The 22,617-nt window shown below is 68.5% G+C and carries 19 protein-coding genes; 7 read left to right on the top strand and 12 right to left on the bottom strand.

Annotated elements, in window-relative coordinates:
- Positions 1–148 precede the first annotated feature (148 nt).
- The 3 genes from IT182_19455 to IT182_19445 all read left to right on the top strand — a co-directional run bounded on the left by IT182_19455 (position 149) and on the right by IT182_19445 (position 3,469).
- A complete protein-coding gene (locus tag IT182_19455; protein ID MCC6165529.1) occupies positions 149–1,036 on the top strand; it encodes a LysR family transcriptional regulator in 888 nt (295 codons plus the stop codon).
- Positions 1,037–1,572: 536 nt separating this feature from the next.
- On the top strand, positions 1,573–2,241 hold the full coding sequence (locus IT182_19450; protein ID MCC6165528.1) for a carboxymuconolactone decarboxylase family protein: 669 nt from the start codon (positions 1,573–1,575) through the stop codon (positions 2,239–2,241).
- Between the two features lie 208 nt (positions 2,242–2,449).
- Positions 2,450–3,469: a zinc-dependent alcohol dehydrogenase family protein gene (locus IT182_19445; protein ID MCC6165527.1), complete on the top strand. Its 1,020-nt coding sequence runs from the start codon at positions 2,450–2,452 to the stop codon at positions 3,467–3,469.
- A 176-nt stretch (positions 3,470–3,645) separates the two neighbouring features.
- Here the strand turns inward: IT182_19445 and IT182_19440 are convergent, their stop codons facing one another.
- The 12 genes from IT182_19440 to IT182_19385 all read right to left on the bottom strand — a co-directional run bounded on the left by IT182_19440 (position 3,646) and on the right by IT182_19385 (position 18,987).
- A complete protein-coding gene (locus tag IT182_19440) occupies positions 3,646–4,134 on the bottom strand; it encodes a TlpA family protein disulfide reductase (protein ID MCC6165526.1) in 489 nt (162 codons plus the stop codon).
- Between the two features lie 74 nt (positions 4,135–4,208).
- Positions 4,209–6,416 (bottom strand): TonB-dependent receptor, encoded by a 2,208-nt coding sequence (locus IT182_19435; protein MCC6165525.1) that lies wholly within the window; start codon positions 6,414–6,416, stop codon positions 4,209–4,211.
- Between the two features lie 187 nt (positions 6,417–6,603).
- Positions 6,604–7,371, bottom strand: a complete 768-nt coding sequence (locus tag IT182_19430; GenBank protein MCC6165524.1) for a 2,3-dihydro-2,3-dihydroxybenzoate dehydrogenase — start codon at positions 7,369–7,371, stop codon at positions 6,604–6,606.
- Positions 7,372–7,385: 14 nt separating this feature from the next.
- The gene (locus IT182_19425) at positions 7,386–11,342 is read right to left on the bottom strand and encodes an amino acid adenylation domain-containing protein (GenBank protein ID MCC6165523.1); all 3,957 of its coding nucleotides are present in this window, start codon (positions 11,340–11,342) and stop codon (positions 7,386–7,388) included.
- Entirely contained in the window at positions 11,339–11,578 is a 240-nt protein-coding gene (locus tag IT182_19420) for an isochorismatase (protein MCC6165522.1), read from the bottom strand. Before IT182_19420 ends, IT182_19425 begins: the two co-directional genes overlap by 4 nt.
- A gap of 39 nt (positions 11,579–11,617) precedes the next feature.
- Positions 11,618–12,274 (bottom strand): isochorismatase family protein, encoded by a 657-nt coding sequence (locus IT182_19415; GenBank protein MCC6165521.1) that lies wholly within the window; start codon positions 12,272–12,274, stop codon positions 11,618–11,620.
- A 3-nt stretch (positions 12,275–12,277) separates the two neighbouring features.
- Positions 12,278–13,900, bottom strand: a complete 1,623-nt coding sequence (locus IT182_19410) for an AMP-binding protein (protein MCC6165520.1) — start codon at positions 13,898–13,900, stop codon at positions 12,278–12,280.
- Between the two features lie 7 nt (positions 13,901–13,907).
- Entirely contained in the window at positions 13,908–14,984 is a 1,077-nt protein-coding gene (locus tag IT182_19405; GenBank protein MCC6165519.1) for a YncE family protein, read from the bottom strand.
- A gap of 103 nt (positions 14,985–15,087) precedes the next feature.
- Positions 15,088–16,200 (bottom strand): ABC transporter substrate-binding protein, encoded by a 1,113-nt coding sequence (locus IT182_19400; protein MCC6165518.1) that lies wholly within the window; start codon positions 16,198–16,200, stop codon positions 15,088–15,090.
- Positions 16,197–17,105, bottom strand: coding sequence for an alpha/beta hydrolase (locus IT182_19395; protein ID MCC6165517.1), 909 nt, complete (start codon positions 17,103–17,105; stop codon positions 16,197–16,199). Before IT182_19395 ends, IT182_19400 begins: the two co-directional genes overlap by 4 nt.
- Positions 17,087–17,920, bottom strand: coding sequence for an ABC transporter ATP-binding protein (locus tag IT182_19390; protein MCC6165516.1), 834 nt, complete (start codon positions 17,918–17,920; stop codon positions 17,087–17,089). Before IT182_19390 ends, IT182_19395 begins: the two co-directional genes overlap by 19 nt.
- Complete coding sequence (locus IT182_19385) at positions 17,917–18,987, bottom strand: iron ABC transporter permease (GenBank protein MCC6165515.1); 1,071 nt, start codon at positions 18,985–18,987, stop codon at positions 17,917–17,919. Before IT182_19385 ends, IT182_19390 begins: the two co-directional genes overlap by 4 nt.
- Positions 18,988–19,155: 168 nt before the next feature.
- Here IT182_19385 and IT182_19380 point away from each other — a divergent pair, with 168 nt between their 5' ends.
- From IT182_19380 to IT182_19365, 4 genes are all read left to right on the top strand, one after another.
- A complete protein-coding gene (locus IT182_19380; protein MCC6165514.1) occupies positions 19,156–19,743 on the top strand; it encodes a 4'-phosphopantetheinyl transferase superfamily protein in 588 nt (195 codons plus the stop codon).
- Entirely contained in the window at positions 19,734–20,915 is a 1,182-nt protein-coding gene (locus IT182_19375) for a M20 family metallopeptidase (protein MCC6165513.1), read from the top strand. Before IT182_19380 ends, IT182_19375 begins: the two co-directional genes overlap by 10 nt.
- A gap of 91 nt (positions 20,916–21,006) precedes the next feature.
- Positions 21,007–21,714 carry a response regulator transcription factor gene (locus IT182_19370; GenBank protein ID MCC6165512.1) on the top strand — a complete coding sequence of 236 codons (708 nt, stop codon included), beginning with the start codon at positions 21,007–21,009 and terminating at the stop codon, positions 21,712–21,714.
- Between the two features lie 310 nt (positions 21,715–22,024).
- Positions 22,025–22,612 (top strand): hypothetical protein, encoded by a 588-nt coding sequence (locus IT182_19365; protein ID MCC6165511.1) that lies wholly within the window; start codon positions 22,025–22,027, stop codon positions 22,610–22,612.
- The last annotated feature ends 5 nt before the right edge of the window (positions 22,613–22,617 follow it).

Below are 22,617 nucleotides of genomic sequence, written 5' to 3'. Positions count from 1 at the left end.
TCAACACGGCCAGTGCCGAAGCGTCGGCACCTTGTCCCCCGCCGCGTGTCGTCCAATCAGCGGCACGTTACACACTGCAAGCGTACGCCGGTCAATTCGCGATCGGTAGTCGGACAATGTGGTATGCTCTTGTGAGTAATATTCAACAATGGTTCGCGACGAACTGAGCGTTCTGGCCGCGTTGGTGACCGTCTCCGAAGAGCGCAGCTTTACGCGGGCCGCTCGACGGTTGGGCGTCTCGCCGTCGGCACTCAGTCACGCCATCCGCGGGCTCGAAGAGCGGATCGGTGTGCGATTGCTCGACCGCACGACACGCAGCGTCGCCCCCACCCCCGCCGGCGAGCAGTTCATCGCGCGCATCGGCCCGGCGCTGTCCGATGTGCGGAGCGCCTGGGCGGACATCTCGGGGCTTCGCGCAGAGCCGGCTGGCCGTGTGCGGCTCGTCGCGTCACGGCTCGCGGCTCGGATGATCGTCGCGCCGAAGCTCGCGCAGTTCGCGCGCGAGTACCCGGACATCGTCATTGACCTGACCACGACCGAGGAAGGCCGGATAGACATTGTCGGCGGCGGATTCGACGCCGGTATCCATCTCGGCGAGTTCGTCGCCCGCGACATGGTCGCGATCCGCATCTCACGGGAGCAGCGGGCCGCCATCGTGGGCTCACCCTCTTACTTCACGTCCTACCCGAGGCCCAGGACGCCTCGCGACCTGACGGCCCACCGTTGCCTCAACTTTCGGCATGGCAGCGCTGGCCTGTATCACTGGGAGTTCGACCGCGGCCGGAAGTCGTTGTCAGTAGCTGTCAGTGGTCCGCTGGCTGTCGACGACGTCGACGTGATGACGGTCGCCGCCCTCGACGGCGTCGGACTCGCGTTCACGCTCGAGGACCAAGTTGCAGCACACCTCGCGAGCGGGGCCCTCATCCGGGTACTCGAAGACTGGTGCCAGCCGTTCGCAGGCTACTACCTGTATCACACGAGCCGCCGACAACAGTCGCCGGCACTCACGGCGCTCATCAGGACGCTGCGGGTCTGATGCCGGTTCGCGAGTGACCCTGTCGCCATGATAGTGGCGGCGCCATTGAGCACACCCGCCGCACGAATCTCGGTCCTCGGGTATCGCGGACGTCTCGCGACCAGCCAGCGCGCCGGCCGATGTACCGCCGCGCGAGAGCTGAACAGGGTGTCGCTCGTCACCAGACCGCAGACCTGACCCGCACACGCTGACGCACGTGCGCGGGCGAGTGATACTCGCGTCGCTCAATCGGTCGCGGGCCATTGGTGCATTTCATTCACAGCCCCTTGCCGTTCTTGTGTCTTCCCTTCAGGACGGGAGCACGCTACGCTCGCGTCTGGTCGAGGCCTGCGAGGGCCCGAGATACGGAGACTCGCACCGTGAACCGTCGTACCGCGTTGAAGGACCTGGCCACACCCTGCGACGCGCTGGCGGACCTGGGGTGAGCAATGCACACCACTGAACGCCGCCTCGTCGCATTCGCACTGGCGTCGGGCGTCCTGGTGACCTCCGGCAGTGCCCTGGCAGGCACGTCTCCGGCACAGGAGTCACGAACCATGACGACACAACGCCCGTCCCCGGCTACCGACACCCTCGCCGCGCGCCAGCAGGCGATCCTGCCCATCGCGGCGTTCGCGGCGGCAGGCGACATCGACCGGCTGAACACGGCATTGCACCAGGGACTCGATGCCGGCCTGAGCGTCAGCGACTGCAGGGAGATCCTGATACAGCTCTACGCCTATGCCGGGTTCCCGCGCAGCCTCAACGCGCTCACGGCGCTGATGCAGGTCCTCGATGCACGCGCGCAGCGCGGCGTCGCGGATGCACCGGGGCGTGGGCCCAGCACTGCCATCCCCAAGGGAGACGCACTGCTGGCCGCCGGCACGGCCAACCAGACCAGGCTGGTCGGTGGGCCGGTCACAGGGCCGGTCTTCGAGTTCGCCCCCGCCATCGACGAGTACCTCAAGTCCCACTTGTTCGGCGATATCTTCGCGCGCGACAACCTCGATTGGCAGAACCGCGAGTTGGCCACCGTGGGCTTCCTGTCGGCCCTGCCCGGTGCGGAATCGCAACTGCAATCGCATCTGCGCATCAGCTTGAACGTAGGCTTGACGGTCACGCAGATGCAGCAGGCCGTGCGGGTGCTCGACGAGCGTGGCGGCGCCGATAACGGCCGGCGTGCGCGCGAGGCGCTGGCGAAGGTGCTGGATGCCGCACCACGCTGAACATGCCGCGGCCGTGGCGCGGCAAAGGAGCCTGACATGAGTCCAACGAAACTGACCGTGTGTGCGTGGGCGCCAGCGGGAGCATCGGCTGCTACGTCGTCGAGGAATCGTGCGCAACGTGCTGGCGGCACTGGCCGGGCGCCAGGTGCGCATCGCGCTGATGACCGCCATGGGCGTCACCAATCCCCCACACAGGAGTAGCGCCCCCATGTACGCAACCGTCATGCACGCGCCCGGCGACGTCCGCTACGAGCAGGTCCCCGATCCGAGGATCGAGAAGCCGACTGACGCCATCATCACGTTGTCCGCCACCTGCATCTGCGGTTCCGACCTGTGGCCGTATCGTGGCTTGTCTGCGCAGGACGGCCCGGCGCACATGGGTCACGAGTACTGCGGCGTGGTGGTCGAGGTCGGGTCGGAGGTGAAGACGGTGAAGCCGGGCCAGTTCGTGGTCGGCTCGTTCTGCCTGTCCGACAACACCTGCCCACACTGCAATTTCGGTTTCCAGTCGTCGTGCGTACAGCGTGAGTTCATGACAGGCGCGCAGGCCCCGTTCGCACGCGTGCCGCTGGCCGACGGTACGCTCGTCGCCACAGCCGACATGCCAGATGCCGACATGATTCCGCACATGCTGGCGGTGTCCGACGTGCTCGGCACAGGCTGGTACGCCGCGGATGCGGCCCAGGTGCGCGAGGGTGGAACCGTCGTGGTCGTCGGTGACGGCGCGGTGGGGCTGATGGGCGTGCTCGCCGCCAGCCAGATGGGGGCCGAGCGCGTCATCGCGATGAGCCGTCACGCCCCGCGCCAGCGACTGGCGCGCGAGTTCGGTGCCACCGACATCGTGGCCGAGCGCGGCGATGAAGGCGTCGCCCGGATCCTGGAACTGACTGACGGCGTCGGCGCCGAATCGGTGCTCGAATGCGTGGGCATGGCCGAGTCGATGGAGCAGGCCATGGGCGTGTGCCGCCCCGGCGGAACGATCGGCTACGTCGGCGTACCGCACGGCGTGAACCTCGACGGCCAGCAACTGTTCTTCAAGCAGCAGCGCATGCTGGGAGGCCCTGCGCCGGTGCGCCGCTTCCTCCCCGACCTGATGGATCGCGTGCTCGCTGGCGCGATCCAGCCGGGCAAGGTGTTCGACCTGGTGCTGCCCCTCGCCGAGGTGGCCGACGGCTACAAGGCCATGGACCAACGCCGCGCCATCAAGACGATGCTCCGCGTGGACTGACGCCGACGGCATCGGATCGCGCTGGCATGCGTGCCGAGAGGTTGCCCCCATGCGACTCACGCGCGTGCCGGCGCAGCAAGACGAGGTCGTCCACGTCGAGAGACACACTGACCTTGACCGTCCTGCCTGCCCGTTTCGCGATGGTCATACCAGAGTAGGACGTCAGGAGACGCACGTCACTTCTCGAGCAGCGTCTCGACAGCCGTCAGCAGCCTGTCGCTGCGGAGGTCGGTGGCGACGACGCGGCCGTCTGGCGCGATGAGGAGGGAGCGCGGGAGCGTGTCGACGCCGAACCGGCGCGCGAGGTCACCGTCATAGCCGCGCGCGTCCCACATCTGCGGCCAGTCCACGCGTCGCTGGTTCATCCAGGCCACGAGCGTCCGGCGCTCCGTCGTGTCGAGGCTGACGCCGATCACCCGCACGCGGCCATCGCCGTACCGCTCGTGGATGCGTCGCAGCCACGGGATCTCCGTCCAGCACGGCGCGCACCACGTGGCCCAGAAGTCCACCACCACGACGCGCCCGCGGAGGTCGGCCGCCGTCCATCGCCGGCCATCCATGTCGACGACGTCGAGGCGCGCGAACGCCTGCGTCAGCCGCGCCAGGTGCACCTGCGGATCCTCCTGTGCCACCACACGCGCCGGCATGGTCAGCCACAAAAGCACGCACACGAGAATGCCGCGAGACCCGCCCTGCGCCCTACCGGTTGCCGGTTGCCCGTTGCCGGTTGCCGGCCCTCTCAGAACTCCACCCTCAGGCCCACGCTCACCGCACGCGGGAAGCGCGGACCGTACACGTAGTCGCTGTCGCGCAGCGGACCCTGATCGACGTCGCGCTGATAGGCGTTGGTCAGGTTGCGTCCGGCGAACGTAAGCGTCAGCTTTCTCCCGCCGGACGCGAACACCGGGTACGCGACGCTCGCGTCGAACGTGACGAAGCTCGGAGTGTTCGTCAACGTATCCTCCGCGATGAAGCCGGCGTAGTGCGGCACCGTCATCGGACCTGTATAGCGCAGCCCCGCGAAGAGCGTGCCCAGCCTGTGGTTGGTCCACGTCATCGTCAGGTTGCCGTAGCGGCGCGGCGTCCTGACGAAGTCGAGGCTGCCGAAGTTGGGCTCTGGTTGGTCGTGACGTGCGCGCTGGAACACGAGCCCACCCTGCAGCACGAGCTCGTCACCGATCCCCCATCCGGCATTGACCTCCATGCCATGGACGCGCGCGTCGCCCTTGTTCACCTTGAGGAACTCGAACGCGTTGGTGCGCGGATCGTCGTCTTCGCGGTTGAAGAACATGTCGCTCATGCCCGTATAGAAGCCATTGAGCTCGAAGAGCGCCTGCCCGCGGCCGGCCTGGGGCCGCCACTCGGCGCCCAGCATGTAGTTGGTCGACCGCTCTTCGCGCAGATTCGAATCGAGGCGAATGAAGCGGACTTCACCGCCGACCGAGCTGAGGTGCAGATCCTCGTCGAACGCCTGCGGCGCGCGGAAGCCACGCGCGACCGACGCGCGGATGTTCAACACGTCCGACGGCGAGATCTTCAACGCCATCCGCGGCGACGCGATGATGCGATCCACTGCGGAGTGCCTGTCGGCGCGCACGCCGTACACGAGTTCCCAACCTGAAGCGAACGCCCAGGCATCCTGCGCGTACACGCCCACATTGCGATAGATCGCGTCGGTGAGCCGATCGTAGGCAGGCTGGACGTCGCGCAGATCCTCCCATGTGGCCTGGCCTCCCCACGTGAGCGTGTGCCGCCCGATGTACTGGTTCACCTGCGAGTCGCCAACGACCAGCACGTTGTCGGTCACGCCGTACGCATCGGGATCGCGGCCCGTGCCGTAGTAGCTGTCGCGATGCGTGTCGGCGACCGCGAGCGTGACGCGATAGTCGATTGACGGATTGATGCTGTGGAACCACGTCGTGCTCACGCCGATCCGACGCGTGTCGACCCACTCCGCGATGGTGGCCTGGTCCGGCGGCAGGCGCAGCAGGTCACCACCGCGGCGATCCTCGCTCAGCACGGTGACCTCACCGCTCAACTTGCCGCGGCCGTTCAGCATGTAGTGGCTCGCGCGGCCGCCGCCGGTACGCAACGCGCGCCGCGACACCTCGGTGTAGCCGTCGCCGGAGACGTCGAGCGGCTTCACATCGTCCACCTGGAAGAACACCATGCCGTTGGACCGCTGGTCGCCGGCCACCCAGTCGAACGAACCGCTGTTGGAGTAGTTCGGCAGGCCGCGCGACACGTCGACGCGCGACTCGAAGAGGCCGCCCCGGCGCGACGGCTCGCGGGTGATTACGTTGACCACGCCGCCCACTGCGCCGGATCCGTAGAGCGCCGAGCCGCCGCCCTTCACGATCTCGATGCGATCGATCAGGCGCTGCGGGATGTGCTCGATCCCGTAGACCTGCGCGAGCGACGACACCACGGGCTGACCGTCCATCAGGATCTGCGTGTACGGCCCTTCGAGACCGAGCAGACGGATTTGCGAGAAGTTGCAGTTCTGGCAGTTGGACTCCACACGCACACCGGTCGTGTACTCGACGGCATCGGCAAGCGTGCGTGCACCAATCGCGCGCATCAGCGCCGTGTCGACCACTTCCGTGCGCACCGGCGTGTCCTGAAGGCGACGACTCGTCCGCGTGGACGTCACCACCACGTCGTCGCGGAAGCCCGCGGGTTCCAGCACGACGTCGAGCGGCGGCAGCACGCCTGACGCGGGCAGGTCCACGGTTCGCGTGTCGGACCTGAACCCCGCGAGCGACACGGTGACCACCACGTGACCGCCCGGTGGCAGCCCCGTCAGGCAGAACCGCCCTCCTTCGTCAGCAACGGTCATCCCGCCAGGAGTGGCCAGCACTGTCGTTCCCGGGACCGGGAGGCCGGTCGAATCGACCACGCGTCCCTGGACCGGACACGCGTCGCCAGCCAGTCGGGGCTGCGCCACAGCGGCATGGCCGCCAGGCATGAGACAGAGGGCAACGGGGCAGAAGCGTCCCAACAGGAACAACCACCGAGTTCCATATCGAGAACTTTTCTTTTTGACCACTCAAAATAAATATCGCAAACAGGCGGAACCTGCAAGGTCCGTGTGTCTGCCGTCACGAGCCCTGGCCGTGACCCGCAGGCTCCTCTCACCCTCTCAGCGTGGCGCCGCCGTCGACGTAGAGGTCGGCCATTGTCACGTGAGAGGCGCGTTCGGACAGGAGGTAGAGCACGGCGTCGGCGACCTGCGATGGTTCGGCGATGCGGCCGAGCGGGATACCGGTGCGAAACCCTTCGAGTGAGCCGCGAATCACGTCCAGCTCGGTGGTGCCGCGCTCCCACATCGCCATCTGCATCGGCGTGCGCGTGGACCCCGGCGAGACGACGTTGCAGCGGATGCCGGCATCGGCCAGTTCGAGCCCGAGACACTTGGTGAACATCGACGCCGCGGCCTTCGACGCGGCATAGGCGGCCATGCCGTGACGCGGAATGCCCGCTGCATTCGAGCTCACCGTGACGATCGCGCCACGCCGGCGCGGGCGCATGCGCCGGGCCGCGGCCTGCAGCAGGTTGAACACGCCCGTCGCGTTGACGTCCAGCACGCGACGCCACTCCGCCGACGTCATCTCCACCACCGGACCGACGTGCAGCACGCCCGCCACGCTGACGACGAGATCGATGGAACCCCACTCGCGCTCCACGCGATCGACGGCGCGATCGACAGCGGCGGTATCACTGATGTCCAACGCGTCGGCGTGTACGCGATCGGCCGGCGCGAGATCGCCAGCCCCTGAAGGATCGATGTCGAAGATCGCCACGCGCGCACCCTCGCGCAACAGCGCGCGCGCCACGGCCTGCCCGATGCCGCTCGCGCCGCCAGACACCACGGCGATCCGCCCTTCGAAGTCTTCGGCCATCGCTCCGCTGCTCCCTACGACTCGAGTGCCCGCGCGAGCACGCCTGCCACGAGACGGGCCTGATCCGGCGCGGTCATGTGCGCGTGCAGCGCGTCGACGTGATGGACGTCCACGCCGCCGACGTACGGCGCCCATTCGTCAGGGCTCGTCGAATGGCCCACGTGCTCACGATCGGCCATGAAATGCATCAGTCTCGCACGCACCGGCGCGTGCTCGTGCCGCCGCACCAGCCTGTTGTTGTGCTGCACCACGCGCAGCACGCCAGACAGCGACGCGTCCGACAGCAGGCCGAGCGGGTGTCCGCTCTCACGCAACCGGGCGATCACGTCCGCGCGCGTGAGCCCGTCGCCCTCGGCGGCATGCTCTCCGGCCATCAGGAGCAATGCGCGCAATGCCATCGCTTCGGTGGCGTCGTTACCGGTACGCCACCGATCGCTCGGATACGAATCGAGCATCGCGAGCACGCCCACCGTCTCTCCCAGCGCTTCCAGCCGGACAGCCATGGCGTGAGCGATGATGCCGCCGATCGACCAGCCGAGCAGATGATACGGACCGTGGGGCTGTATCGCGCGCACCTGCGCCACGTAGTCGTCTGCCAACGCGTCGAGCGACTCGGCCAGCGGCGTGTCTCCGAGGCCACGCGCCTGGATGCCGAACACCGCACGCTCGCCGCCGAGCAGGCGCGCGAGCGTCAGGTAGCACCACGACAAGCCGCCGGCCGGATGGATGCAGAACAGCGCCTGGCGATCCTGTCTGCCGTCACTGAGACGCACGAGTGGTGCCGTATCTGTCTGCGAGAAGCCTGCCGCCACCTCGCGCGACGCGTCGAGATGCGAGGCCAGCGCCGTCACCGTCGGGTTGAGGAACAGCACGCTCAATTCGAGCGTTTCGTCGCTCGTCGCCTCGCGCAGGCGACGCACCGCCTGTGCGGCGAGCAACGAGTGTCCGCCGAGCGTGAAGAAGTCCGCGTCGGCACTCACCGCCTCGATGTCAAGCTTCAGGACATCGGCGAAGCACCGGGCGACGAGCCGCTCACTCACTGTCGACGGCCGTGGTCCCGCGATCGCCGGCCCTGACGGCTCCGGCAGCTTGCGCAGATCGAGCTTGCCGTTGGCGGTGACAGGCCACTCGGTCACCGGCACGAACGCCGACGGCACCATCGCCTCGGGCACGCGCGCCGCCACTGCCTGCCGCCACACGCCCGCGTCGAACGCCTGCTGTGGATCCGACGGCTGCACGTATGCGACGAGCGTCGTCGCACCGCGTGCTTCGCGCGCAACGACCACGGCGCGCACCGAGAGACCGCTGCTCACGATCGCGGCCTCGATCTCGCCGAGCTCGATGCGCTGCCCGCGGATCTTCACCTGGAAGTCCGAGCGGCCGAGGTACTCGACGGCGCCATCTTCGCGCCAGCGCGCGAGGTCGCCCGAGCGGTACACGCGGCTGCCCTCCTCGCCGAACGGGTTCGGCACGAAGCGGTCCGCAGTCAGATCCGGGCGACCGAGATAGCCGCGCGCGAGCTGCACGCCGCCGAGCAGCAGGTGGCCCGCGACGCCAACCGGGACGGGCCGCTGCCTGTCGTCGACGATGAAGAGCGACGTGTTCCAGACGGGCCAGCCGATGGGCACGGGGTTCGAGCGATCCTCGCGCGACGCCGGCCAGTAGCTGACGTCAACGGCCGCCTCCGTCGGCCCGTACAGGTTGTGCAACTGGGCGTCGAGGCGCGCGTGGAAGCGATCGCGCAACGGCGCCGACAGCGCTTCTCCGCTGCAGATCACCGCGCGAAGCGCGCCCGTCCCGAGACTCGGCTCATCGAGCACTTCGGCCAGCATCGACGGCACAAAGTGCGCCATCGTCACGCCACGCTCGCGAAACAGGCGCGCCATCGCCCGAGGATCGCGATGCGCGTCTGGCTCCGCGACAACGAGCGTCGCACCTGCCAGCGCAGCCAGGAACAGCTCCCACACCGACACGTCGAATGTCGTTGGCGTCTTCTGCACGAGCACGTCATCAGGGCCGACCTGGTAGTGCTCACGCATCCACAGCAGGCGGTTGACGATCGCCGCATGCTCCACGACAACACCCTTGGGCTCGCCGGTGGAACCCGACGTGAAGATCACGTACGCCGCATCGCCCGGTTGCGGGCGGCCACCGGCGTCGGATGCTGATGCAGGGGCGACCCTTGTGGTCGCCCGATCTCGCAACTCGGCGGCGGTCACGTACGGCGCGCCGGGCGGCAGACGCTCCGCGAGCGCGTCGGTCGAGACGATGAGCTTGGGCCCGGCGATGTCGATCAGGCGTTGCAGGCGCGCGACGGGCTGTGCCATGTCGAGCGGCAGGTACGCCGCGCCCGCGCGAATCGTCGCGTAGATGACCGGGATCAGATCCAGCGACCGCTCCAGCGCGATGCCGACGATGTCGCCGCGGCCGACGCCTTTCGCACGCAGACCCGCGGCCATGCCGTCGACGTCTGCGGCCAGCCCGGCATACGTCAGCGTCTGCTCACCGAACACGAGCGCGTCCCGTCCGGCGAACGTGCCACAACTCTCGCTGATGAGGCGATCGAGCGTGGTGACCTCGACCTCGTGCTGCGTGTCGTTGAAAGCGACGAGCACACGATCGCGTTCCGCGTCGGTGACGGTCGGAACCGTTGCAAGGCGTTCCGCACGGAGTGCACGAGCGAGGAACGTCGCGAGCCGCTCCGCGTGTGCGTCAAGTTCGGATTGCGAGTAGATGCGCGGGTTTCCGTCGAGCTCCGCTCGCACGCGCGTGAGCGATGCATCGGCACGCAGGTTGATCGTGATGTCATCGACCGGGCCCGTCGCGAGGACGTGCACCGTCGTCTCGGCGCCGGCCAGCGGTGCCGGCGCGTCGAACGGCAGGATGTTCACCAGCACGCCATACGTGCGCCGATCGGCGCCGACCAGCCCCAGATCCCGCCGCAGGTGCTCGCCGCGATAGCGCCCGTGCCGCCGCATGCGACGCACGTCAGGCGCAAGCGCGCGCAGCCATTCGACGATGGGCCGGTCCTCGTCCACCAGCACACGAAGCGGCACGATGTTCATGGCCATCGCCGGCACGCGCGCCGCAACAGTGCCCAGGCGTTCCATCGCCGCAACGCCGACAGTCACATCGGCCACGCCGCCATGTCGGGCGACGTACGCCGCAGACAACGCCGCGAGCACGTCGGGCCACTGCATGCCTGTCTCGTTCGCGATGCGCCCGAGTGCGTCACCGGCGCTGACCTCGAGATCGATGGCCGCACGCCTGTAGTCGTGCGCCGTGACGTCGACCTTCCTGCCGAGTCCCGCTGCCGGCGGCGCATCGCGCAACCGCTCCATCCAGAACGCGCGATCCGTCTCGCGCTTCGTCGACGCCTGGTACGCCACGTCGGCATCGATCACCGGATCGAGCGGCGCGAACGCGGGTGTCGTCGGTGCCGTGCCATTGATGGCTGCCGTATACAGGTCACAAATCCGGGCCGTCAGCAGCGCCGTGCCATAGCCATCGATGACCACGTGGTGAACGCGCTGATACCAGACGTGGTGTTTGTTGCCGAGCACGAACAACTGCTGGCGCGCAAGACGGTCGACTGCCGGATCGAGCGGTGTGCGCAGGTCCTCGTTCATCGCCGCTTGCGCGGCGTCGACGCTCGCGCCAGGCAGATGGACCACCTCCAGCGACGCGATGCGAGACGCGTCCACGATCTGCCGCGGCTGCCCGTCCTCGTCGATGATGCGAACGGCAAGCGCGTCGGCCTCCGCCATGGCACGCCCGACCGCGTCGGCGAAGGCGACAACGTCGAACGGTCCGCGAATCTCGACGTACTGCGCCGTGTTGAAGACGGGGTTGCGCGGATCGAGGCGCTGCGCGTACCACAGGCCGGCCTGCGCCTGCGTGAGCGGACGCGCCTCCTGCCGCACCGACACCGTCGTCTCCGTCGTGCCTTCGCGCGTGGTGTCGTCGGTCATGACGACGATGAACCCGCCGACGCCAACGTCCACCAGTGCGAGATCTGCGGACGCTCGGCAAGCACGGGGAAGCTCACGGGTAGCCCGGCGTCCTGCCAACGCTGTGCCAGCTGCATCAGGCGAATGGAATCGAGACCGTGATCGACGAGGTTGTCGTCCACGTCGATCTCGTCGGCGGGAACGTCGAGCAACTGCGCCACATCGTCGAGCATGCCCTGCAGGGAGGAGGGAGCCATCGGTATCACTCGGAAGGAAGTCGAACCACGCCGCGCGCGTCAGCGCGCCGCGGCGGTCGAGTCATGGAGTACGGCGAGTGTCTGCGCGGTCGACAGCACCACGCCGCTGCACGCCGCCACCTGCACCAGCGCACGGTCGTGATGCGCACGCGAGAAGTCTGCCACGGCATCGGCGACCAAGAACGGCTGCACCTCGCGCATGAACGCGTCAGCCGCGGTGATCAGGCAGCCGATGTGCGCGAACACGCCGGCGATCATCAGCTGCGATCGGCCGCGCGCACGCAGGCGCTGCTCGAAGTCGCTGCGCTGGAAGGCGCTGTACCGCCACTTGGTCAGCACCGTGTCGGCCGGCCGCGGGGCGAGCGCCGCGATCACGTGCTGGTCCTCCGGCGCCGACGACATCCCCGGTCCCCAGAAGTCCTGCTGGAGGCCGCGTTCGAGCGGGTCCTGCCTGCCTGGTTGTGCCGTGTAGAAGACAGGTATCCCCAGCCCGTCGCAGCGCGCGATGAGCGCCGCGATGTTGGCGATCACGCCGGGCATCGGCGCGGCATCCGCTGGGAACGCGCGCACGAAGTAGCCCTGCATGTCGTGGACGAGAAGCGCCGCCGAGTCCGGCCGCAGGCGCCAGGACACACGCGACGGTGGCAGATCGTGCTGCGTGGGCAGCGGATATGACGTGATGCTCGGCAGGGCCATGAGTCAGGAAGTGGTCGTTCCGGCGCGCAGCGCGGCGCGGAGGTCCTTGCGGCTGGTCTTGCCGACACCCGTGGCGGGAAACGCATCCACGAACACCACCTGGTCGGGGACCTTGAAGGCCGCGACGCCGCGCGTGCGCATCCACGCCTTGATCTGAGGAGCCGTGGGACGAGGTTCGCGGGCGATGACGAACGCGCAACTGCGCTCGCCGAGAAACGGGTCTGGTACCGCGACCACGGCGGCGTCGTGCACCTGCGGGTGCGCGAGCAGGTGATCCTCGATCTCCTCGGCGGACACCTTCTCGCCGCCGCGGTTGATGTGGTCGGTCGCGCGGCCCAGCACCGTCAGGTAGCCCTGTTGGTCGCGCGAGACGATGTCGCCCGTGCGATAGAACCCGTCATCGGTGAACGACCGTGCGTTGGCAGCGGGATCGTTGTGGTACGCGCGAATGGTGTACGGTCCACGCGTGAGCAGGTGCCCAGGCGTCCCCATCGCGGCCGGCGCACCATCATCGTCCACGACGCGTACTTCATCGTCGGGCGACATCGGCCGCCCCTGCGTGTGGACCTTGATGTGTTCGGGGGCGTCGAGTTCCGTGTAGTTGACCAGGCCTTCGGCCATGCCGAACACCTGTTGCAGCGTGCAGCCCAGCGTCGGCTCGACACGTCGCGCTACTTCGGGAATCAGCTTCGCGCCACCGATCTGCAGCACGCGCAGGCTCGAGAGATCCCGCGTGCTCGTGGGCACGGCATCGAGCCACACGAGCGCCAGTGGCGGGACGACGGCGGTGATCGTCACGCGTTCGCGCTCGATCAGCGCGAATGCCTCGTCGGGGCTCGGCGACGGACTGAGCACCACGCGTCCCCCGGCATACAGCGTGCCGAACGTACCGGGCGAGCTCATGGTGAAGTTGTGCGCCGCCGGCAGGGCGGCAAGGTAGATCGTCGATGCGTCGAGCTCGCAGATCGCCACGCTCCGGCGCAGCGAGTAGATGTAGTCGTCGTGCGTGCGGGGAATCAGCTTCGACAACCCGGTGCTGCCGCCCGACAACTGCAGGAACGCGGCTTCCGACGGGTCTCGTTCGGGCAGCGTCTGCGGCGGCGTCTGCGCGAGGTCGGCGAGCGACGCTCCTTCAGGAACGTCGACGCCATCCCACAGCACATGCGTCAATGCCGGCGCGTTGGCCTGCACGGCGGCGACCATCGGTCCGTACTCGAAGCCTGCCCATCGCGTGATGCCGACGTAGCCCACCGCCTCGGCGACGCGCGCGAAGTGCGACATCTCGGTCTCGCGGTGGGCCGGCAGACAGAAGACCGGCAGGATGCCGGCGCGGAACATGCCGAACACGACGGGGAAGAACGTCGCCACGTTCGGCAGTTGCACGAGCACGCGATCGCCGGGCGCGATCCCCCTGTCGAGGAACCCGCACGCGTACCGGTCGACGAGCGCGTCGAACTCACCGTACGTCCACCGCGTGTCGCCGCCGACGATCGCCAGGCGGTCCGGGTGCGCGTGCGCCCGCTCGCGCAGCCATGCGCCGAACGTCTCGCCGCGCCAGTACCCCGCGGTCCTGTACCGTTGGGCGAACGCCTCCGGCCAGACCTGCCTGACAATCGCTCGATTCACGCCTGACTCACTGGACGATGAGCGTCACCGTGTCGCCACCCTCGTCCTCGGGCGCCGGTTCCGTGGAGCCGCGCGGGGCGCCCTTGGCCTTGTTGGTGACGAACACGCGGTTGGTCTTCGTGTCGATGGACACGGTGTTGGGCAGCGTGCCCGCCTCGACGTCCTCGATCACCTCGAGCGTCGCGGCGTCGATGATCGAGACGGTGCCCGCCATGCGGTTGGCCACGTAGACGCGGTTCTTCGCCGGGCTGAACCCGATGCCGAGCGCGCCGGCGCCGGTCGGGATCGCCTTGATCTGCTTCCCCGCCGCCACGTCGAGCACGGCAACGTCACCCGTCTGCTGGTTGGACACGAAGAGGCGGCGCGTCTTCGCGTCGTATGCCATCTGCGTCGGACGACCACCCTCGACGGGGATGCGCGAGGTCACCGTCTTTGTCGCAAGGTCGATCACGGCCACGTCCTGCGATCCGAGGTTGGCGGCGAAGAGCTGGTTACGCGCCGAGTCGAGTGCCAGGCCGACCGTCATCTTGCCCACGCCTTCGACCGTCCCCACCAGCTTGTCCGTCGCGCCGTCGATCACCCACACGCGGCCGGCCGTCTCCGAGATGTAGACGACATTCCTGCTCTCGTCGACCAGCGCGCGGAACACGTGCGCCTTGGGCGAGCCTTCGAGCGCAATCGTCGCAACGGTCTGACCGGTCTTCAGATCGATGGCCGACACGTTGCCGTTGCGCGTGTTGGTCGTGTACAGCTTCTGCGTCTTGTCGTTGATGCCCACACCGAATGCCGGCGCGGCACTGACGTCGATCGTCTTCTTCACCTCGAGCGTCGTCTCGTCCAGGCCGAGGATCTTCGCGCCACCTTCTTCGCCACGCTTCCCCACCGCCGCAACGTAGACGATGCCGGTGCTGGGGCTGGCGGCGAGTTCGTACACGCCGGCACCAGCCTTCGACGTCTTCACGACGGAGGGCGTGGCGGGCTTCACGAGCGGACGGGGCGCAACGGCCGGTGCCTCTGCGGCGGGCGGACGCGCGGGAGCCTGCGCCGACGCAGCGGCGGTGAACGCGATGGATGTGATGGCCATGGCAGCCGAAGCGCGGACCAGGCGGCCACGCAGCGAAGAAGATGAGGCGTTGTCGGTCATTGTGAGTCTCCAGAGGATGAACGAGGTATGTGCGCGCGGGCTGTCAGCGCAGCGCCACCCATTGCTCACCTTCGATCGGGAACGCCAGGAAGCGGCGATTGATCTCGGCGAGCGTGGCAGACGGGTCGAGGTCCTTGAACAGATCCGGACGGATCCACACCGCGAGGGCCTCGACGGCAACGAGGTCGAGCGGCGAGTTGAGCAGCTGATGCGACAGTCCGTACACGCGTCCGGCCTTCACGGCGCCGAGCTGCGAGAGCACGGGCCGTTGCGTCATCGCGCCGAGCGACGCGCGCGCGCGCTCGGTCGAGTAACCAGGGCCGACCACGAGCCCACCCGTCTTCTCGAGGTGCGGACCACCCGTCGCAATGTAGACGGCAGGGTTCTGCGCCAGCACGTACTCGACGTTGAGCCGGCCGAACGCACCGGGGATCACATCGCCACCGATGTTGTGGCCGCCGACGAGCGTGACGTAGTCGCCCACGTTGCCTTTGCCGAGCGAGTTGCAGCACTCGGCGGACATCCCGGCGTGCGCCTCGACGAAGACCTTCGGGCGCGGGGCCTTCGACGCGGCTACGCGATCCCTGATGCGCGCGACGTGCTCGCGGCGATACGCCACGAACGCCTGCGCCTGCGTCTCGCGTCCGACGACGGTGCCCAGCACCAGCAGGCTGCGCTCGAGGTTGGCCGCCGGTTGCGTGAAGAAGTCGATGAACACGACGACGATGCCAGCAGACTCGAGCTGCTTCACCTGCGCGTCAGTCGGCCCGTGTCCGAGCGTGAACAGCGCGACGTCCGGCCGCGCGGCGAGCGCGCCTTCGAGCGAGAACGTGCCGGCAGAGCTCGCCACCCGAGGGAGCGTGCCGAGCGACGGCTGCCGCGACAGCAGCTGCTTGTACGCCGACGCGCCCAACCGGTTCGTGTCGTGCGGCCACGCCGCGACGATCGAGCCCGGGTTCTGGTGCATCAGCGCGAGCGCGAGCATGTACCGCCCGTCGTCGATCAGCAGACGCGTGGCGGGGCGCTTCAGCGTCACCGACCGGCCGCGCAGATCCTGCACCGTCCGCGCCGGCTGCGCCTCGACGACCGCGCAGCCAACCACCAGTACGAGCGCTGCGACCAGCGCCTGACGAACACACACGATCAAACGCGTCATGACCCTTCCGAACTCCGTGAGACGAGCGTGCGATCGCCGATGGGCGACCACGGTGTTGCCGCCATGCGACAGGCCGGCGGCAGCGTGAACCGCAGCGCGCGAGCCAGCGTGAGCGCGAGCACTGAGGCGTGATCCTCGCCCTCGAAGACGTGGTAATCGACGACGTGCCCGGCCGCCGTGACGATCGACGCGGTCTCGAACGCGTGTTCGACCATGCGGCGATCGATTCGGCGCCGCAGCGCGTCGTCGGTGATGCCCGCGGCCGGTTGCCAGGGCGCGCGCCGCTGTTCGTATTCGCCAACGGTGAGCATCACGCGACGGATGTCGGCATCGTTCGCCACGCGACGCGTGAGCACGTCGCGCAACGCGGTGGCGTTCCACCAGAGCGACGGGCTCACTGACACGTAGGCCGTGAACGGCGCACCGACCGACAGCGCCCACAACGTGAACAGTCCCGCGAGCGAATGTCCGATCAGCACGCGATGCGAGGCATCGATCGGATACTGCGCCTCGACGGGCGGCAGCACCTGCCCCTCGAGGAACCGCAGGAACGCAGCCGCACCGCCCGACGCGAGATCGACGGCATGCGGATCCGCGTCAGGCCCCGGCCACGGCGTGTAGTCGAACACGCGTCGTGCGTGCCGATCGGCATTCTCGACGATGGGATTCAGGCCCACGACAATGGCAGGGCCAACGCCCGTCGCGTCGGGACGCCGTGCACGCAGCCGTATGCCTTCGACGATCGTGCCGAACCCGTGCTGCGCATCGAGCAGCACCACGAGGGGATAGCCCGAATCGGGCGGCGGCGCGCTCGGCCCCGCCACGAGCACGCGGTGCTCGCGACCTGACGCGTCGACGAGCCGGCGATCGAGGACGCCGTCGAGGCCTAACGGGCTGCTGCCCATGGCTCTTCCTCGATTCGCGCCGGCCTGTCGAGCAGGCCGTCGACGAGCACGTGCGCGCGCCCCTGCGAACAGCGCTCGACGCGCGCCTGCACGCCGTAGATCCGCGCAAGGACATCAGGCGTGAGCGCGGCGTCTGGTGTCCCTGTCGCCGCCACCTGTCCTTGGTCCAGCACCACGACGCGATCGGCCCATCGCACCGCGAGATTGAGGTCGTGAACCACCACGATCACGATGCGTCCTTCGGCCGCCAGGTCGCGGATGAGGGACATCACCGATACCTGGTGTCCAAGGTCCAGCGCGCTCGTCGGCTCGTCGAGCAGCAGCACGCGCGGATCGCGCACGAGTGCCTGCGCCAGGCTCGCCAGTTGCCGCTCGCCACCAGACAGCTCGTCGAGCGGGCGGTGCGCGTAGCGCGCCATGTCGACACGTTCGAGCAGCGTCACCACGCGGTCGCGGCTCTCGCGCGACGTACGCAGCCACGATTCTGGCGTCGCGGCGTTCATCGCGCTGAGCACGGCCTCGAAGACGGTGAGGTGCACGCCCTGTGGAATCGCCTGTGGCATGAAGGCCACCGATTCCGCGTGCTCGGCGATGCTCGCGTGCAGCAGATCCACGCCCGCGAGGCGCACGGTGCCGTCGGCGGGCAGCAGGCGCGCCAGCGTGCGCAGGAGCGTGGACTTGCCGGCGCCGTTGGGACCGACGAGGGCCGTCACGGTGCCGCGATCGCACGCCGGCAGCGTGACGCCCCGCAGCACGCGCCTGTTGCCGTATCCGGCGCTGAGGCGCTCGACGCGCAACGCCTGGTCGGCCGTCATGCGACAGCTCCGCGACGCCAGACGAGCCAGACGAAGAACGGCACGCCGATGAGCGCCGTGACGAGCCCGATGGGCACGATTACGCCGGGAATGAGGACCTTGCTGATCACCGACGCGAGCGACAGGAGGAGCGCACCGCTCAACGCACTGGCGGGAATGAGGAAGCGATGGTCCTCTCCGCCGATCAGCATGCGGCCGATGTGCGGCCCGACAAGACCGATGAACGCGATGGTGCCGACAAACGAGACGGCAGTCGCGGTGAGGATGCTGATGCGCAGCAGCGAACGCATGCGCAGGCGCCGCACGTCGATCGCGAAGCTGCGCGCGCGTTCCTCACCGAGCCGCAGGGCGGTGAGCTGCCACGAGGCGCGCAGGGTGAACGGCGTGACGAGCACCACCACCAGCGCCAGCACGCGTACCTCGGGCCACGACGATCGCGCGAGGCTCCCCATCGTCCAGAACACGAGTTGCTGGAGCGCCTGCTCGCTGGCCACGAACTGGAGGATCGCGACGAGCGCGTTGAACGTGAAGAAGAGGGCAATGCCGAGGAGGACGAGCGTGTCCGAGCCTGCCTGTTGACGACGCGCGGCGCCGCGGAGGATGAACACCGACCCGATTGCGAAGAGGAACGCGTTGGCCGACACGATCCACTGCGGCGGGATGCCGGGCAGCGAGAGGCCGAGGACGATCGCGAGCGCCGCGCCGAAGATCGCCGCCGACGACATGCCGAGCGTGAACGGCGACGCGAGCGGATTGTTCAACGTGGTCTGCATCTCGGTGCCGGCCAGCGCGAGCGCCGCGCCGACGAGCACGGCCGTGAGGGCTTGCGGAAGCCTGACTTCGTGCAGGATGACCGTCTGCACCTGATCGGTGCTCCACCCGAGCAGCGTCCTGATCACGTCGGCCAGCGGCAGGCGCGATGGACCGACGGAGAGATCGAGCGCAAAAGCGGCGACGAGCATGCTCGTCAAGCCGGCCAGCAGCCACAGGCGTCGCCTGACAACGGCGTCGTAGACGTCGACGATGCCTGTCAGGGCATCGCTCGAAGAGAGGGTGGCCGGATTCATGGGTTTCTGGGGCGGCGCGGGGCGGGCTCCGGACATCTTGAGAATTGTCTCAAGATTGCGGTCGAAATCTACCGCGCTCAACGCCGACCTGTCAAGTCGCCATTGCCCCACGCTCGGTGATACCCGGGGCCGGGACGTGTCTGCGGGGCGCGCGATAGAGTGGGCGGCATGTCTCGCGAGTCTGGCCTGCCTCCGCTCGTCGCCGGCCGGCCGCACCTGTGGTGCATGAGCCTGCACGGGCATGACCGGCCGGAGGGTCGCGCGGCGCTCCGGCGGGTCGTGTCGGCATACGCGGGCATCGCACCGCGCGATCTGTCACTCACGTCCGGCGAGTACGGGAAGCCGCTGTTCCCGGGACTTCCATGGCAGGCGAGCGTGGCGCACACGACGGGCATGCTGGTCGTGGCCGTCGCCGTCGAACAGGCCGTTGGCGTGGATGTCGAACCGTGGGACGCGGCAGGCCGTGCCGCGTCGGTGATCGATGCGGAACTGGACGATGACGAGCGGAGTGCGCTCGACACGCTGACAGGCAGTGCCCGCGAACGAGCCGCGCTCGTCGCCTGGGTGCGCCTGGAAGCCGTCGCGAAGGCCACTGGCGATGGCCTGATGACCAGCGCCGCCGCACGCCGTGCCGCGCGGCGCAGGCTGGCGTGCCGAACGATCGACATCGGCTCGCACCACGTGGCCGCCGTCGCCGTGACGGGCCCACTCGACGACGTGGTCGTGGGACACTGCACTGCAATTCCATGGACGTGACGCAACTGAAGGCACGTGCGGCGACGGCGATCAGGGCTGACGCGACGCGACTGATCGCGCTGAGCGGGCGGATTCATGCGACGCCCGAACTCGGCTACGCGGAGTACCAGGCATCGCGATGGGTCGCCGACGCGCTCGTGCAGTCGGGGTTCGCCGTGTCTGCGGGCGTGTGCGATCTGCCCACGGCCTTCATCGCCGACAGCGGCACCGGCACGCTCACGATCGGCGTGTGCGCCGAATACGACGCGCTGCCCGGCATCGGTCACGCGTGCGGACACAACCTGATCGCGACGATGGGTGTGGGTGCCGGCATCGGTCTCGCGTCAGTGGCCGCCGACCTCGACATCCGGGTGCGCGTGCTCGGCACGCCCGCGGAGGAAGTGGGCAACGCCGGCGGTAAGGACCTCATGCTGGAGCGCGGGGCGTTCGACGGGGTCCACGCCGCGATGATGGTGCACCCCGGTCCGTTCGACGTGCTGCTGCCGCCGCTCATCGCCGCGGCGACGTTCGACGTCCACTACGAGGGTCGCGCCGCGCACGCCGCCGCGTTTCCCGAACTCGCGATCAACGCCGCCGACGCGCTCACCGTGGCGCAGGTCGCCATCGGCCTTCTCCGCCAGCACCTGCCCGCCGGCGATCGCGTCCATGGGATCGTCACGCACGGCGGCGACATGCCCAACATCGTGCCGGCGCTCGCGTCAGCGCGCTACACGATCCGATCGCACTCGCTCGAAGGACTCGATGCCCTGCGCGCGCGCGTGATGCGATGCTTCGATGCCGGCGCGCTCGCGACAGGGGCGACGCTTCGCGTGGACGGCGGGGATCGTCCGTACGCCGAGGTCGTGCACGATCGCGAGATGGCGGCGTACTATCGCGCGAACGCGGCGGCACTCGGTCGCACATTCGTCGACTCGGGACCCGCCGTCGACCGCGCGGCGGCGTCGACCGACATGGGCAACGTCTCTCGCGTCATCCCGTCGATCCATCCCATGATCGGTCTCGGCTGCTTTCCTGTCGTGAACCATCAGCCCGCGTTCGCCGATCGCTGTCTTGGCCCAGTGGCCGACGCGGCACTCGTCGACGGCGCGATCGCGATGGCGTGGACGGCGGTCGACATGGCCACTTCCGCGTCGGCCCGCGATCGATTGCTGTCGCATCGTTCGCGCACGTAGGGGCCTGGCTCCGCCTTCGCTTTACTTTTTTTACATTCTCGAGGTGGTGTTCCTGCGGCCGAGAGTCGATCTCGTCCGTCTGATCGTCCCGATGACGCAGGTGCACCGACGCAAGGCCCTGATCGTCGAGGCCGACATCGTGGTGCGCCGTCTCGTACGCGTCTCCCTTCTCGATGCCGGGTTCGCGGTGCACGACGTCGGCGATGGCGACGAGGGCCTGCGCTGCGCACATCGCGAACGCGTCGACGTGCTGATCGTCGGCGCGGCGTGGTCGCAGCAGGGTGTGCTGGCCTTGTGCCGAGCGATCCGGGCTCGTGGCGCCAACAGCATCACGCCCATCATGCTCCTCGGCGATTCACGCACGGAATCATTGGCGATTCAGGCCCTCGACACGGGGGCCGACGATTTCGTCATCGCTCCATTTCATCCCCGTGAACTGCAGGCGCGCGTCAGCGCGCTGCTCCGTCGTCACCGCGCGGCGCACGGCCGAGACGACGTCTTCGTCCTGGCCGCGGATCTGCGTTTCGATGCCCGTCAACGCGTGGTGACCGGGCGCGATCGCACGATCGTGCTCACGCCACGCGAGGCCGATGTCCTGCGCGTCCTCGTGGCGTGCCGCAACGAGATCGTCAGCCGCGAACAGCTGCGCCGCGACGTCTGGGGCGATGCCGCACAGGCCCCGGACCGCGCCGTCGATCTCCTCGTGAGCCGCCTGCGCAGGAAGATCGAGGCCGATCCGAGAACACCCCGCCTGATCCGCACCGCCTGGGGCATCGGCTACACGCTGATCGCAGAGTGAGCCTCACGGCTCGCGGCTCACGGCTCGCGGCTCGCGGCTCACGGTGGGGCCGGCTCTCCGAGCCCGGTCCTTTTGTATCAACTCTGATACAAGTTAGCACCACCTTACATTCATGGAGGACACGCGGCGGCCTCGTATGAGGACTGTCGCGATGTGTCCCGGTGCCGCGCGGTGACACGTCGATGCGTCGATGGTGCGTGCGACACGCGACACGCGAGTGGAACCGCGCTTGCATTGCATGCGCCCCGTGGCGGTTCTTCGTGTTCGTCGGTCTGCTCCCTTCCGTTGCATCACCGTCCTGACCCTGTCGTTGTTGCCATCGATCGCGCGCGCGCAGATCACCGCACCTGTCGAACCGCCGCCGACACGCGCGGCCGTTGGCGATACACCGTCTCGTGCCATGGGCGAGAACGTGCAGCCGAGGATCATCGGTCGCCCGGGCACGATGCTGCTCGGCATCGGCGGACACCTCGACCGCATGTTCACCGCAGACGCCGACAGGGCCTGGAACTACACGATCAACGCGGACGTCGGGCGATTCCTCACGCGTCACATCCTCGTGCAGGGCGGCATCGCCGGCACCGGCACGTTCGGCGGCGACCCGACGCTCGAATCGGGCAGCGGCGTCGCGGCCCTTCACGCCTTCGGTGGCGCGCTCTGGTACTTCACGCCTGGCTCGATGGCCAGCCTGTACACGGGCGCCACCTACTGGTCCCAGATCACGCAGCGCGACGGTCCCGACAACGGCTCCGTGCTCGCCACGCTCGGCATCCAGGGCGCGCTGTCGTCGCGCGCCAGCCTGTTCGTGGAAGGCGGCTACGGCTACAGCCTCACGCGCAACGACGAAGGCCTGCCCACGCGCATGGCGGCGCGCATCGGCGTGCGCTTCAAGTTGTAGGGATC

It is taken from the genome of Acidobacteriota bacterium (assembly GCA_020845575.1).
Lineage (GTDB): Bacteria > Acidobacteriota > Vicinamibacteria > Vicinamibacterales > Vicinamibacteraceae > Luteitalea.
This window is presented reverse-complemented; position numbering and strand designations above follow the sequence as displayed.

Coding starts and splice junctions, on each gene's coding strand:
- IT182_19455 (MCC6165529.1), top strand. CDS start 149: ATGGTTCGCGACGAACTGAGCGTTCTGGCCGCGTTGGTGACCGTCTCC.
- IT182_19450 (MCC6165528.1), top strand. CDS start 1,573: ATGACGACACAACGCCCGTCCCCGGCTACCGACACCCTCGCCGCGCGC.
- IT182_19445 (MCC6165527.1), top strand. CDS start 2,450: ATGTACGCAACCGTCATGCACGCGCCCGGCGACGTCCGCTACGAGCAG.
- IT182_19430 (MCC6165524.1), bottom strand. CDS start 7,371: ATGGCCGAAGACTTCGAAGGGCGGATCGCCGTGGTGTCTGGCGGCGCG.
- IT182_19425 (MCC6165523.1), bottom strand. CDS start 11,342: ATGACCGACGACACCACGCGCGAAGGCACGACGGAGACGACGGTGTCG.
- IT182_19420 (MCC6165522.1), bottom strand. CDS start 11,578: ATGGCTCCCTCCTCCCTGCAGGGCATGCTCGACGATGTGGCGCAGTTG.
- IT182_19415 (MCC6165521.1), bottom strand. CDS start 12,274: ATGGCCCTGCCGAGCATCACGTCATATCCGCTGCCCACGCAGCACGAT.
- IT182_19405 (MCC6165519.1), bottom strand. CDS start 14,984: ATGGCCATCACATCCATCGCGTTCACCGCCGCTGCGTCGGCGCAGGCT.
- IT182_19400 (MCC6165518.1), bottom strand. CDS start 16,200: ATGACGCGTTTGATCGTGTGTGTTCGTCAGGCGCTGGTCGCAGCGCTC.
- IT182_19395 (MCC6165517.1), bottom strand. CDS start 17,105: ATGGGCAGCAGCCCGTTAGGCCTCGACGGCGTCCTCGATCGCCGGCTC.
- IT182_19390 (MCC6165516.1), bottom strand. CDS start 17,920: ATGACGGCCGACCAGGCGTTGCGCGTCGAGCGCCTCAGCGCCGGATAC.
- IT182_19385 (MCC6165515.1), bottom strand. CDS start 18,987: ATGAATCCGGCCACCCTCTCTTCGAGCGATGCCCTGACAGGCATCGTC.
- IT182_19380 (MCC6165514.1), top strand. CDS start 19,156: ATGTCTCGCGAGTCTGGCCTGCCTCCGCTCGTCGCCGGCCGGCCGCAC.
- IT182_19375 (MCC6165513.1), top strand. CDS start 19,734: ATGGACGTGACGCAACTGAAGGCACGTGCGGCGACGGCGATCAGGGCT.
- IT182_19370 (MCC6165512.1), top strand. CDS start 21,007: ATGACGCAGGTGCACCGACGCAAGGCCCTGATCGTCGAGGCCGACATC.